Annotated in this window: 16 protein-coding genes; 15 read left to right on the top strand and 1 reads right to left on the bottom strand. The window is 40.2% G+C overall.

Going from position 1 to position 13192, the window contains the following annotated elements; translation table 11 throughout:
* Positions 1-222 precede the first annotated feature (222 nt).
* The 5 genes from BST97_RS14405 (at position 223) to BST97_RS16190 (ending at position 4417) form a co-directional block, all read left to right on the top strand.
* Positions 223-969: an electron transfer flavoprotein subunit beta/FixA family protein gene (locus tag BST97_RS14405; protein WP_085767897.1), complete on the top strand. Its 747-nt coding sequence runs from the start codon at positions 223-225 to the stop codon at positions 967-969.
* Between the two features lie 70 nt (positions 970-1039).
* Complete coding sequence (locus BST97_RS14400; protein ID WP_085767896.1) at positions 1040-2008, top strand: electron transfer flavoprotein subunit alpha/FixB family protein; 969 nt, start codon at positions 1040-1042, stop codon at positions 2006-2008.
* Positions 2009-2108: 100 nt separating this feature from the next.
* A complete protein-coding gene (locus tag BST97_RS14395; protein WP_085767895.1) occupies positions 2109-2717 on the top strand; it encodes a bifunctional nuclease family protein in 609 nt (202 codons plus the stop codon).
* 10 nt (positions 2718-2727) lie between these two features.
* Positions 2728-4071: a NupC/NupG family nucleoside CNT transporter gene (locus BST97_RS14390; RefSeq protein ID WP_245833590.1), complete on the top strand. Its 1344-nt coding sequence runs from the start codon at positions 2728-2730 to the stop codon at positions 4069-4071.
* Positions 4031-4417 (top strand): nucleoside transporter C-terminal domain-containing protein, encoded by a 387-nt coding sequence (locus tag BST97_RS16190; RefSeq protein ID WP_245833588.1) that lies wholly within the window; start codon positions 4031-4033, stop codon positions 4415-4417. Before BST97_RS14390 ends, BST97_RS16190 begins: the two co-directional genes overlap by 41 nt.
* 117 nt (positions 4418-4534) lie before the next feature.
* Here the strand turns inward: BST97_RS16190 and BST97_RS14385 are convergent, their stop codons facing one another.
* Complete coding sequence (locus BST97_RS14385) at positions 4535-4759, bottom strand: hypothetical protein (RefSeq protein ID WP_085767894.1); 225 nt, start codon at positions 4757-4759, stop codon at positions 4535-4537.
* Between the two features lie 256 nt (positions 4760-5015).
* On the opposite strand from BST97_RS14385, the gene BST97_RS14380 reads away from it, so the two are divergent.
* The 10 genes from BST97_RS14380 (at position 5016) to tsf (ending at position 13020) form a co-directional block, all read left to right on the top strand.
* Positions 5016-5840: a thymidylate synthase gene (locus tag BST97_RS14380; RefSeq protein ID WP_085767893.1), complete on the top strand. Its 825-nt coding sequence runs from the start codon at positions 5016-5018 to the stop codon at positions 5838-5840.
* A 235-nt stretch (positions 5841-6075) separates the two neighbouring features.
* Complete coding sequence (locus BST97_RS14375) at positions 6076-6528, top strand: FeoB-associated Cys-rich membrane protein (protein WP_085767892.1); 453 nt, start codon at positions 6076-6078, stop codon at positions 6526-6528.
* A gap of 74 nt (positions 6529-6602) precedes the next feature.
* Positions 6603-7454, top strand: coding sequence for a hypothetical protein (locus BST97_RS14370; RefSeq protein WP_085767891.1), 852 nt, complete (start codon positions 6603-6605; stop codon positions 7452-7454).
* Between the two features lie 70 nt (positions 7455-7524).
* Positions 7525-8691, top strand: a complete 1167-nt coding sequence (egtB, locus tag BST97_RS14365; protein ID WP_085767890.1) for an ergothioneine biosynthesis protein EgtB — start codon at positions 7525-7527, stop codon at positions 8689-8691.
* Between the two features lie 59 nt (positions 8692-8750).
* Positions 8751-9719: an L-histidine N(alpha)-methyltransferase gene (locus tag BST97_RS14360; protein WP_085767889.1), complete on the top strand. Its 969-nt coding sequence runs from the start codon at positions 8751-8753 to the stop codon at positions 9717-9719.
* A 6-nt stretch (positions 9720-9725) separates the two neighbouring features.
* Positions 9726-10007 (top strand): DUF427 domain-containing protein, encoded by a 282-nt coding sequence (locus BST97_RS14355; protein WP_085767888.1) that lies wholly within the window; start codon positions 9726-9728, stop codon positions 10005-10007.
* 208 nt (positions 10008-10215) lie between these two features.
* On the top strand, positions 10216-10671 hold the full coding sequence (gene rplM / locus BST97_RS14350) for a 50S ribosomal protein L13 (protein WP_085767887.1): 456 nt from the start codon (positions 10216-10218) through the stop codon (positions 10669-10671).
* Between the two features lies 1 nt (position 10672).
* The gene (gene rpsI, locus BST97_RS14345) at positions 10673-11059 is read left to right on the top strand and encodes a 30S ribosomal protein S9 (protein ID WP_085767886.1); all 387 of its coding nucleotides are present in this window, start codon (positions 10673-10675) and stop codon (positions 11057-11059) included.
* Positions 11060-11241: 182 nt separating this feature from the next.
* On the top strand, positions 11242-12021 hold the full coding sequence (rpsB, locus tag BST97_RS14340) for a 30S ribosomal protein S2 (protein ID WP_085767885.1): 780 nt from the start codon (positions 11242-11244) through the stop codon (positions 12019-12021).
* 36 nt (positions 12022-12057) lie between these two features.
* Complete coding sequence (tsf, locus tag BST97_RS14335; protein ID WP_085767884.1) at positions 12058-13020, top strand: translation elongation factor Ts; 963 nt, start codon at positions 12058-12060, stop codon at positions 13018-13020.
* The last annotated feature ends 172 nt before the right edge of the window (positions 13021-13192 follow it).

Genomic DNA, 13192 nt, shown 5'->3' with positions numbered 1-13192 from the left:
AAAATAACCTCAAGTTTTTGCTGAATAAGTGACTAACGATAAAAGGAATCAAGATTCATAATTAGGCGATAAATGCTTATCAAATCAGGGGTTTCAATTATTTGACTAGTCAAGAATTCCAAAAACCGTCTAAATAAATTTATTATGCACGCATAGTTTATTTAGTGAATTTGCTTATCTTCGCAAACGTTTGAAAATTTGTTAAAAAAAGAACCTTAAAATATGAAGATTTTAGTTTGTATCAGCCACGTACCAGATACTACCTCAAAGATCAACTTCACTAACGATAATAAGGAGTTTGACACAAATGGTGTACAGTTTGTCATTAATCCTAACGATGAGTTTGGTTTAACTAGAGCCATGTGGTTCAAAGAAAAACAACAGGCCAGCGTAGAGGTGGTTACCGTAGGTGGTCCAGAAGTAGAACCTACTTTGAGAAAAGCCCTAGCGATAGGAGCAGACTCTGCCATAAGAGTAGATATGCCAGCTACAGATAGTTATAGTGTGGCTCAACAACTTGCAGCTGTGGTAAAAGATGGAGGCTACGATCTAGTGATCGCCGGTCGAGAATCAATCGACTACAACGGTGGTATGGTTCCAGGTATGGTAGCTGCCATGACTGACACAAGCTTTGTAAACACTTGTATATCATTAGAAATCGACGGTAATAAAGCCACTGCAGTGCGTGAGATAGACGGCGGTAAAGAAACTGTAAGCACAACATTACCACTAGTTATAGGAGGTCAGAAAGGACTGGTAGAAGAAAGCGACTTACGTATACCTAACATGCGTGGTATCATGATGGCCCGTAAGAAGCCATTGAACGTAAAGGCTGCCGTAGATAGCAATAGTGAGACTGCGACTCAATCATTTGAGAAACCAGCACCAAAGGGAGAAGTAACATTGGTAGATGCCGACAATCTCGATAAACTCATCGACTTGCTTCACAACGAGGCAAAAGCTATTTAATCAAATAAGTAGATTGTAAAAGATCTCGCTTTCGCGAAAGCGAGAAAACCACAAACAAAATTTTAGAAATATGTCAGTTTTAGTATATACAGAATCAGAAAACGGAAAGTTCAAGAAAACCGCCTATGAAGTAGCCAGCTATGCAAAAGGAATTGCAGATATGATGGGTACTGATGTTGCCGCCGTTGCATTTAATGCAGAAGGTGCCGGTGACTTGGGAACTTACGGCGTAAATAGACTTCACAACGTAACAGATAGTGCATTAGAGAAATTCACAGCTAGTGCCTATGCAAAAGCTATCGCTGAAGCAGCAAAGGCAGAAGATGCGAAGGTGGTGGTTATAAGCTCCAGTGCAGATGCGCGTTACTTGGGATCATTACTCAGCGTTCACCTAGATGCAGGTTATGTATCTAACGTGGTGGAATTACCATCCAGCGCAGATCCATTTACCGTAAAAAGAAACGTTTTCACTAATAAAGCTTTTGCAAACACATCAATTACTACTGATAGAAAGCTGGTAGGTCTTAGTAAAAACGCTTACGGTCTTAAAGAAAACGCAGTGGATTGTGAAGTTAAGGATTTCGCACCTAGCATAGAAGAAGGCGATTTTAAAGTAAAAGTAGAATCGGTTGATAAAGCTACAGATAAAGTTACCATCGCAGACGCAGAAATCGTGGTAAGTGCCGGTCGTGGACTCAAAGGTCCAGAAAACTGGAACATGGTGGAAGAACTCGCTGATGTTCTAGGTGCAGCGACCGCTTGCTCTAAACCAGTGAGTGACATGGGATGGAGACCGCATAGTGAGCACGTAGGTCAAACAGGTAAGCCAGTGGCATCTAACTTGTATATTGCCATAGGTATTTCAGGAGCGATACAGCACCTTGCTGGAATCAACTCTTCAAAAACTAAAGTCGTAATCAATTCTGATCCTGAGGCCCCATTCTTCAAGGCTGCAGATTACGGTGTCGTAGGTGATGCATTTGAAGTAGTTCCTGCTCTGACAGAAAAATTAAAAGCTTTTAAAGCTTCAAATTCCTAACACAAATTTAGATTTAGTTAAGAATTCTTAGATTTAAGGCTGTGCAATAAGAGAAAAACCTCATTTTTGCACAGCTTTTTTTTAACTCCATCATTACTAAATGAGTCTAAAGAGACTTAATATAAGAGGCATTTCCTATAGTCAAACTCAGAACGGAGCATACGCGCTAGTGCTGAAAGAAGTAGGGGGTGACCGACAGCTACCTATAGTCATAGGAGCTTTTGAAGCACAAAGCATTGCCATCGCTCTAGAGAAAGAGATCAGTCCACCACGACCACTCACTCATGATTTATTTAAAACATTTGCAGAGCGGTATGACATTTTAGTCAAACAGGTGATTATCCATAAATTAGTCGATGGAGTATTTTATAGTAGCCTAATTTGTGAGAGAGACAAAATCGAAGAAATTATTGATGCCCGTACCAGTGATGCCATCGCTCTTGCAGTACGTTTCAAGGCACCTGTTTTTACATACGAGAATATTCTTGAAGAAGCAGGTATCCAGCAGCAAATTACCCCTGATAAAAAATTAGAGGCTGTTGATGTTGATGATGAGGACGAGCTTATCGATGATCTTATAAAAGAATCTGGAGCTACAGATTATTCCAAATATGGAATCAAGGAACTCAATGAGATGCTAGAGGATGCCGTGAATAACGAGAATTACGAACTGGCCGCAAGATTGAGGGACGAGATTTCAAAACGATAGTTCTAGACTCATGAATACCTATTTCAAATTTCTATTTTTCTGCTTTTTCATTTTTAGCAATAGTGACTCTCTAGTCGCACAAGAAATAATTGATCTTCAAGGGACATGGATCATTGAAGAGAGGTCACAGGCTGAGTTCAATGTTGATAGTCTAGTTTTTACAAATCAAAATTATAAACTATACGCATCTACTGATAGTTTGAATCAACAGGGAAAGTTTATGCTTCAAAATAACTTTTTAGCATTATTTCCATCTTCTAATGAGAATCAAGTGTATCAATTTGATCTAGGACTGGATCAAGATCGGCTAGCTCTAGACGGTCAGTTAGGATCTTACAACCTGGTTAAGACCAGCATTGTGAAAAATACCAATGTCGCGATCTCAGAGAATTTAGGTTTTAGTTTTGAAAGTTTTTATCGTGGACTAATAGGAGTAGCATTCATATTAGCTTTTGCATTTCTACTAAGCAAAGACCGGAAAAACATCGATTGGAAACTGGTTGCCGTGGGATTATCCCTGCAGATAGTATTTGCTTTAGGCGTACTCAAAGTAGGATTTATAGCCAGTATTTTTGAAGGAATCTCTGAAGGAATCGTAGCCTTTTTGAATACGAGCGAGGCAGGTGCTGAATTTCTATTCGGTAGTTTAATTGACGACACCTCTTCCATAGGATATATTTTTGCTTTCAAGGTTCTGCCTACGATTATCTTCTTCTCTGCATTTACCTCAGTACTTTATTATTTAGGTATTCTGCAAAAGGTAGTTTATGTGTTTGCTTGGGTAATGAGCAAAACCATGCGATTAAGTGGTGCAGAATCTCTGGCAGCAGCGGCAAACATATTTATAGGACAGACTGAGGCACCTCTTGTGGTCAAGCCCTATCTTGAGAAAATGACGAAGTCAGAACTGCTTTGTCTCATGGTAGGTGGTATGGCCACTATTGCCGGTGGAGTGCTGGCGGCTTTCATAGGATTTCTAGGAGGCGATGATGTCTCTCAACAAATCCTTTTCACAAAACACTTGCTTACGGCCTCAATCATGAGTGCCCCTGCAGCGATCGTGATTGCAAAAATGCTTTATCCAGAATCTAAAGAACTGAATGTTGATCGATCCTTGAATGTTTCTAAGGATAAAATCGGTTCTAATATTCTAGACGCGATTTCAAAAGGTACCATAGATGGACTTAAGCTGGCTGTAAACGTTGGGGCTATGCTTCTCGTATTCACGGCATTGATCGCTGTATTCAACTGGTTTTTGGGAGACTTGATAGGTGATGCTACCGGGTTAAATGGTGTTATTACAGATTATACAGATGGTCGTTACACCTCATTTTCTCTTCAATATATTAGGTAACCTCTTTGCCCCTATCGCGTGGATTATAGGTGTACCGGTAGATGATATTGTTTTAATAGGTCAGTTACTCGGCGAGAAAACGATCCTAAATGAATTTATCGCTTACGGATCTTTAAAGGATCTTAAGGTCGCAGGAAAGATATTGAATCAAAAGTCAATAGTGATTGCCACTTATGCTCTATGTGGTTTTGCAAACTTTGCCTCAATCGGTATTCAGATAGGAGGTATAGGAGTTCTAGCTCCAGGTCAGCGCAAGAATCTTGCGGCTTTTGGTATCAAAGCTCTTATAGGTGGAACCTGCGCCGCACTTCTTACCGCAACTATAGCGGGAATGCTATTCGGATAGTAATTTTAAGATCTTATTAGGTTTTTTCGATCCACTTTTGTCTTTGAGGCAACCTAATCAATTTCATAAAACAATTCTTTGGAATTCTCTGGCTACATAAAAAAGTTAGATTACTCTTTAGGGGATATTTACTGTTTTGAAAACTATGTAATAAGCGATTTCAATGATCCCGCCTAAATTAATACCGTAAGTGTCAAGAAGATGTTTACTGAAATCCATGAGTTTTATAAAACCAAAAAGATTGTTAACATCTCTAAAAGACCACTTTTTTGTAATATCAAACCAGAAATCTATAAGCTCATTAATCCCAAAAAGTTGACAGGGATCGCTATCGTAGGTCAAGGTCAGAAATTACGCGATCAAGCATCTTTAGAACAAACACTTTTACACAGGCTCTTTCAGTTTCTTTGGGAGCATGGACAGTGCCATTTCATGGGCAGAATCCTTCATTAAGTCTTCTAAAATAAGATAATCGTGCCTACTGCAGGAGTCTTGAAATGCAAGAGATTCATCCAAGTTGAAAACTAATTGAATTAAAAAGAAGGTAGATTTGGAAGTAATGCCTCAGGAATTTATTTTTCAAAACTAAATTGATAGCATGCAACAATACCATGATCTTCTGAAACTTATTATAAATGAAGGTGTCGATAAGGGAGATCGTACTGGAACGGGAACGCGCAGCATTTTCGGTCACCAGATGCGTTTCGACCTCGCTGAAGGCTTCCCCCTTGTCACAACAAAAAAAGTTCACCTCAAATCTATTATCTATGAACTTTTGTGGTTATTGAAAGGCAATACAAACATAAAGTACCTTCAAGAGAATAAAGTACGTATCTGGAACGAGTGGGCAGATGAACATGGTGACTTAGGTCCCGTTTACGGTCATCAATGGCGCAACTGGAACAGCGAGGGAATCGATCAGATCAAAGAAGTGGTAGAAACACTCAAAAATAATCCAAACAGCCGCCGCATGATGGTGACCGCTTGGAATCCCAGCGTGATGCCTGATACAAATAAAAGTTTTTCTCAAAATGTTGCTGAAGGCAAAGCTGCATTACCACCTTGCCATGCGTTTTTCCAATTTTATGTAGCAAATGGCAAATTGAGTTGTCAGCTCTACCAGCGCAGCGCAGATGTTTTCTTAGGCGTCCCTTTCAACATTGCAAGCTATGCTTTACTGACCATGATGATGGCTCAGGTTTGTGGTTTTGAGCCTGGAGATTTCATTCATACCTTCGGCGATGTGCATATTTATAATAATTTGATGGATCAGGTGAAGCTACAATTAACCAGAGATTGTAGACCACTCCCAGAAATGCGTATCAATCCAGAAGTTAAAGACATTTTTTCATTCAGTTATGAAGATTTTACCCTTGAGAACTACAATCCACACCCAGCGATAAAAGGAATCGTAGCAGTATAAAACATTTTACAACCCAAACCATTTACCCATCTCAACCCTAAAATTCACCATTACCACTTGCTGGTTAGCCCTCACCTCTGTGCTTAATGCACAAGAGTATGCTAACTATGAAATAGACACCACCTCACTGCCTGTTGCTAAGCGTCTATATGTAAGGGATTTAAACATTAAAGAGTTAGAGACTTGATCAGAAATAGAACTGCGGTGGAAAGCACATCGCAATGTTCATTATTTTATGATCGAGGTACGTGATGAACAGTCAGACTCGCTGTTATACCGCCAGCAACACAACGGCAGGAGAGCGATTTTTCCAAAACAGGGAGAATTTACTGTTCTACCACTTACTAAACACCGGCAGGGTATCCCTCTCAGTATTTCCTTGAGCGAGGCGCGAGAACGAAATTTCGCTCCCAAAAACACAGCAATCAATCTTGAAATAAAAAAGACCAAGAAAAAACAGGATTCTATTTTTCAAGAGAATGAAAAGCTGCGTAATGCCGAGCAACAAAAGCAGGAGCGTACCCATAATTTCTTCAGCACAGCGCGTGGGATCATCACCTTTATCATCTTTGGCGTTCTAGCATCAGTGGTTGTACTGATCATTTATTTTATTCAGAAGAGAAAAGAGAAGCCGGTAACTTCTGACTACAATCGAGAATTTGACAAAGATTTTGAAAATCGACCTTAGTTTTTATTAAGGTTAGTTATTTACGCTTTCGCGAAAGCAATAAAAAATAAAACCCTTGCCCAAACTATAAGACAATGAAACAAACTTTACTTGCCATCACATTAGCTTTATTTTCAATGACCACTCAGTCTCAGATTTTTGAGAACACGGTTTACGCTGACTTAGTCTATCCGGGCTGTATCAGAGCAAAGAATAAAGCGCGCTGTATGAATAATAAGCTTGCGCAATTTTATCTTCAAAATCTACCTAAAGATTATTTTGAACCCATGGAGCAGGTTGATGGCAAGATATACTGTTATATAGGTCTTAACCTGTTGTTTGATGAAGATGGGAATTTTGTCCATACCAAAGGCGAGTCTGCCTCGCTGGATGCACTGGATATGGCAAACCTTACATTGCCACGTATGAATATGCCAAAAGACGTTCAGAATTATGGAGTATCGTCTAGTTTCAGATCCGTGCTACGCTATGAACTCATTTTGGACGGCGACGAGGTTAAGAATGTTTTTTACCGACCGCTCTCCTCTGAGGAGATAAGTGATTTAATGGGCGGATCAGAATTAGAAATTACAAAGGTGGCCGTATATCCCGGCTGCAAAGGCTCTGATAATTCAAAACTTGCTCAGTGCTTGCAACAATCCATAATGGATTACATAGTAGAAAATATGGATGACCGCATTGCCAATTTGCCTGGCGTACAAGAGAGCGTACTCAACATTCATATTTATCTTACCGTAGACCCTTCGGGACGTCCAGCTGATGTGAAGGTGGTAAACAAACATGAGAAAATCCGTGAAGAGGTGGAGCGCGTCATTAAAACACTTCCAGAAATAGAGCCAGCAGTAGGAAGCGATGGTTCACCCGTTCCTCTACGACTATCTTTTCAATTAAAATATAGTATTAGATACGGCGGCGAGAGACACTAGAGCTGGTTTAGGTTTATGTTAACGCTTTCGCGAAAGCGGAATTCTATTTTTCATCCTACATTTGATGAGAATGATTCCTACAGCTCAACTCTGCGAACTTTTCCTGTCTACACGATCCCGTACCGAGGAAATGTGTCAACCTTTACAAACGGAAGATTATGTGGTACAACCCATTGTGGATGTATCGCCACCCAAATGGCACCTGGGTCATACCACGTGGTTTTTTGAAGAGTTCTTGCTCGACGCTTTTATACCGGGCTACAAACGCTACCATCCTGAATATGCGTATGTATTCAACAGCTATTATGAGAGCGTGGGAAAACGTGTGGTAAGAACCGATAGAGGTAACCTAAGCCGGCCCAGCGTCAAGGAGGTTTATGCCTACCGCCAGCATGTCACAGAGGCGATGAAGGAATTTTGCAAAAACCACCTCGATGAAGATAATCGACACATCCTTGAAATAGGAATTCATCACGAGAAGCAGCATCAAGAATTGTTACTTACTGATATTAAATATATTCTCGGGAATAATCCACTGTTACCAGTTTATGGTGAAGTGGAAAGTGAGGAGTTTATTGAAAACAGCAAAACTGAATTTATCTCGATAAAAGATGGTATCTATCACATAGGCCACGACTGCGAGGATTTTTGTTATGATAATGAGCTACCCAGGCATCGTGTATTTTTAGAACCCTACGCAATTGCAAACAAATTGGTGACCAATGGAGAGTGGCTGGAGTTCATTAATGACGGTGGCTATGCTAACGTATTGTTATGGCATACTGAGGGCTGGGACTGGGTTAAGAAGAACGATATTCAGCATCCCATGTATTGGTTCCAGGAAAATGGTGTCTGGAAACAATACCTGCTAGGCGGTGCAAAGGCAATCGACCCAAACGCGACCGTGACCCACATTTCATACTACGAGGCTTTTGCCTTTGCACAATGGAAAGGTATGCGCTTGCCTACAGAATTTGAGTGGGAAGTCGCCTCGTCAAAATTTGACTACGGCAAGAGGTGGGAATGGACGGAGAGCGCCTACCTACCCTACCCCAACTATTCAAAACCAGACGGAGCGCTGGGTGAGTACAATGGAAAATTTATGGTAAATCAAAAAGTATTGCGTGGTAGTTCCATCGCAACTCCCGACCATCATGTGCGAAAAACCTACCGTAATTTCTTTCATTCTTATCTTAGATGGCAATTTACTGGACTTAGACTCGCAAAATCTCTATAAATCTACTTTTCAGTTAAGAATCAATTCTATTTAACCCTAACCCCAATCACGCAATTGGCATGACCAAACAAGAAAGCTTTATTCAAGAATTCAAAGATCACGTGAGAGAAGGTCTCACCTCTTATCCTAAGTACTTAAGTTCAAAATATATTTATGACGATCGCGGTGATGAACTTTTTCAGCAGATCATGAACCTACCAGAATACTATCTAACTAATGCTGAATACAACATCATCGATAAGTATAAAAAAGACATCAGCAGCAAGTTTGAGGTAAACGGTGGTTTTGACTTAATAGAATTGGGTGCTGGAGATGGTAAGAAAACAAAGTTATTACTGGAACAGCTGCACAAGGATCAAGTAGAATTCACGTATATACCTATTGATATAAGCAAGCACAGTATTGATGAATTAACTAAATCTCTCAAGAAAAAGTGGCCAGAAATGGATGTTCAGGGTGAACAAGGGTTATATTTTAATGTTTTGAAAGACCTGGCGCGATATAATAAACGACCTAAGCTCATATTGGTCCTGGGATCTAATATAGGCAATCTTAAACACCCTGAAGCGATTGATTTTTTGAATCAGATAAGAGAGCTTATGTCTCCCCAAGACTCTTTGTTTATGGGCTTTGACCAGAAAAAGGACCCTATTGTCATCCAGAACGCCTATGCCGATAAAACTGGGGTTACTCAGGAGTTCAACCGCAATTTATTGCATAGACTCAATAAGGAGATGTCAGCAGATTTTCCCGTAAATGACTTTGACCACTGGGAATCCTACGATCCAGAAACCGGTACCGCTAAGAGTTTTTTACTTGCTACTGAACCCTGTAAGGTACACATTAAAGATCTCGACCTTAAAGTAGAATTCAAGAAATGGGAAACCATCCATACAGAAGTCTCTCAAAAATATGATGACGAGGTGGTGGATTGGTTAGCCAGTGAGGCAGGGCTTGAGATCTCGAGCATCTATGAAGATGATCAGAAGCTTTTTAAAAATTACACCTTTACCAGTAAAAATCGATAAAGCCTAATGAAAGCTATTTATAACAATCAAGTAATTGCAGAAAGCGATGACACCATCGTAATTGAAAAGAATCACTACTTTCCGGCAAGTAGTATCAAAGAAAATTACTTTTCTGAAAGCAATACGCACACAAAATGCCCATGGAAGGGCATTGCCAGCTATTATCACATCACCGTAGATGGAAAGGAAAGTAAAGACGCGGCTTGGTATTATCCAGACCCAAAGCATGCGGCCGAGGAAATTAAAGATTACGTTGCCTTTTGGAAAGGTGTTGAGGTTAAAGAGTAGCATAAAGTGAGTGTTTATCTCGCTTTCGCGAAAGCGAGAACTTCACAAATCACAAATCAATTGTTGAGAACGGCGTCTCTATTTTAAAATATGCCTTTAAATACTTTGATAAAAAAAACGCAGTTACTTGTCAATCAAATTAAAAAGATTACATTTGCAGCCCGATTTTAGCATCTAAAATCTGAACACGCAATAAAATTATTTCAAGGTGAATACTTTAAGTTATAAAACGGTATCAGCAAACAGCGCGACAGTATCCAAGGAATGGGTATTGATTGATGCGGCTGACCAGCCTTTGGGACGTATGGCATCTATCGCTGCCAAGTTTTTGAGAGGAAAGTACAAGACTAACTACACTCCTCACGTAGACTGTGGTGACAACGTCATAATCATCAACGCTGAGAAGATCAAGTTGAGTGGTAACAAGTGGAACGACAAGACCTACTTAAGACATACAGGTTATCCTGGTGGTCAGCGTAGTCTTACTGCTCAGGAGCTTTATGACAAAGATCCAGCAAGAGTGGTTGAAAATGCCATTAAAGGGATGTTGCCAAAGAACAAACTTGGAAGTGCGATCTATCGTAACTTAAAGGTTTATGTGGGATTAGAACATGATCAAGAAGCACAACAGCCTAGAACTATTAATCTTAACGAGGTAAAGTAATATGGATACCTTACACAAAATAGGACGTAGAAAAACAGCCGTAGCCAGAATTTATCTTTCTGAAGGTAAAGGAGATGTAACGGTTAACAAGAAAGATCTTAAAGACTACTTTACCACTGGTGTATTGCAGTATAAGGTAACTCAACCTTTCCAGCTTACGGAAACCATGGGTAACTATGATGTAAGCATCAACGTAAATGGTGGTGGTATTACGGGTCAGGCAGAAGCTGTAAGACTTGCGATCTCAAGAGCTCTTGTAGAGCTTGATGAAGAGAATCGCAAAGCATTAAAACCAGAAGGTCTTATGACTCGTGACCCAAGAATGGTCGAGCGTAAGAAATTTGGTCAGAAGAAAGCAAGGAAGAAATTCCAGTTCTCTAAACGTTAAACAATTTTCATCCCGATCATTTCACACATTGATCGGGATTTGTTCTTTTTTATATTTTTTTAATTTGCTGTCACGCCTGGTTGCCACCAGAGCTAGTTTAGCATCTAAATGATTAAGGCGCGCAGCGCGAGAGCGTTGCAACCACTTGATTATTGCTATCGACAGAACGTAAACTATTAAACATGGCAAATAACACAGAAGTCAAGAGTCTTCTTGACGCAGGGGTGCACTTTGGTCACCTTACCCGTAAATGGGACCCTAACATGGCTCCGTACATCTACATGGAGCGTAACGGGATCCACATCATTAATCTTTACAAAACAGCTGCAAAGCTTGAAGAAGCAAAAAATGCATTGCGCAAGATTGCTGCTTCTGGTCGCAAGGTCCTTTTTGTTGCTACTAAGAAGCAAGCAAAAGATATCGTAGCAGAGCACGCTGGTAATGCTAACATGCCTTACATCACAGAAAGATGGCCAGGTGGTATGCTTACTAACTTTGTAACCATCCGTAAAGCCGTTAAGAAAATGGCTATGGTTGATCGCATGAAGAAGGACGGTCGTTACGAGACACTTTCTAAGAAAGAACGTCTTCAAGTAGACCGTATGAGAGCTAAGCTAGAGAAAAACCTTGGTTCTATCTCTGACATGACTCGCATGCCTGCAGCTCTTTTCATCGTGGACACAGTACGTGAGCACATTGCAGTAAAAGAAGCTATGAAATTGGGTATTCCAATTTTTGCAATGGCTGACACTAACTCTAACCCTCGTGAGATCGACTTTGTGATCCCATCAAATGATGATGCGAGCAAGTCTATCGATATTATTGTGAAGGCGGCTACTGATGCCATCATCGAAGGTCACCAAGAGCGTAAGAGTTCTAAAAATGATGATGAACAATCTTCTAAAGATAAAGCTGAAAAGAAAGCTAAGAAGACTGCTGAATCTAAAGACGAAGAAGAATAAATAACCCCTAGCACAGCTAGACTAAAACATATAAAAATGGCTAAAATATCTGCTGCTGACGTAGGTAAATTGAGAAAGACCACCGGTGCTGGTATGATGGACTGTAAAAAAGCCCTCGTAGAAGCTGAAGGTGATTTTGATAAAGCAATCGAGATCCTTAGAAAAAAAGGTCAAAAGGTAGCTGCTAAGCGTGCTGACCGTGAGACTGCTGAGGGTGTTGTTGTTGCAAAGATCAATGATGATAACACGAGAGGTGTTGTTTTCTCTCTGAACTGTGAGACTGACTTCGTTGCAAAGAATGACTCTTATGTAGAGCTTGCAAACCAGATAGGTGATAAAGCTATCGAGTGCAACTCTAAAGAAGAACTTCTTTCTGCATCACTAGGTGATATGACGGTTGAAGAAAAGCTTACTGAGCAGACTGGAGTAATAGGTGAAAAACTTGAGATAGGTGGTTTTGAAGTATTAGAGGCACCATTTGTAGGCGGTTATGTACACGGTAACAAAATCGGTGCTTTAACTGGTCTTTCTACAAATAGCGAGAATCAAGAAGAAGTGGCAAAATCTGTTTCAATGCAGGTTGCTTCTATGGGTGCCACTACCCTTTCTTACAAAGATTTTGACCCAGCATATGTACAAGCTGAGACTGAGGCTCGTATCGCTGCTATCGAGAAAGATAATATCGAGTTGGGACGTTTGGGCAAACCTCTTAAAAACGTACCAGAGTTTATCTCTAGATCACAGTTGACTGATGATGCTATCGCTTCCGCGAAAGCGAGATTTGAAAAAGAACTTGCCGATGAAGGTAAACCAGAAAAAATCTGGGATCGCATCATTCCTGGAAAGATTGATCGTTACATCGCAGACAACTCTTCTCTTGATAAAGAACAAGCTTTGCTTGACCAAAACTTCATCATGGACGATAAGAAAACGGTCGCTGAGTATGTAGACTCAAAAAATGCTGACGTAGTAGGATTTAAGAGAGTAAGCCTCGCTTAATTCTTAACAGCAATACATTTTAGGAACCACTCTCATTTTGAGGGTGGTTTTTTTGTGCAAGTTATAGTGATTTATCGAGCTAAGCTAGAGAAAATTGTATCGATAACCATTAGTATCGAGGTGCTTATTACGTCTGGGTACAAATTTAACCGCTCATATCGTCGCGGTAAAA

It is taken from the genome of Nonlabens spongiae (assembly GCF_002117125.1).
Lineage (GTDB): Bacteria > Bacteroidota > Bacteroidia > Flavobacteriales > Flavobacteriaceae > Nonlabens > Nonlabens spongiae.
Note: the sequence above shows the minus strand (reverse complement) of the source record. Positions and strands in the feature narration are given on the sequence as shown.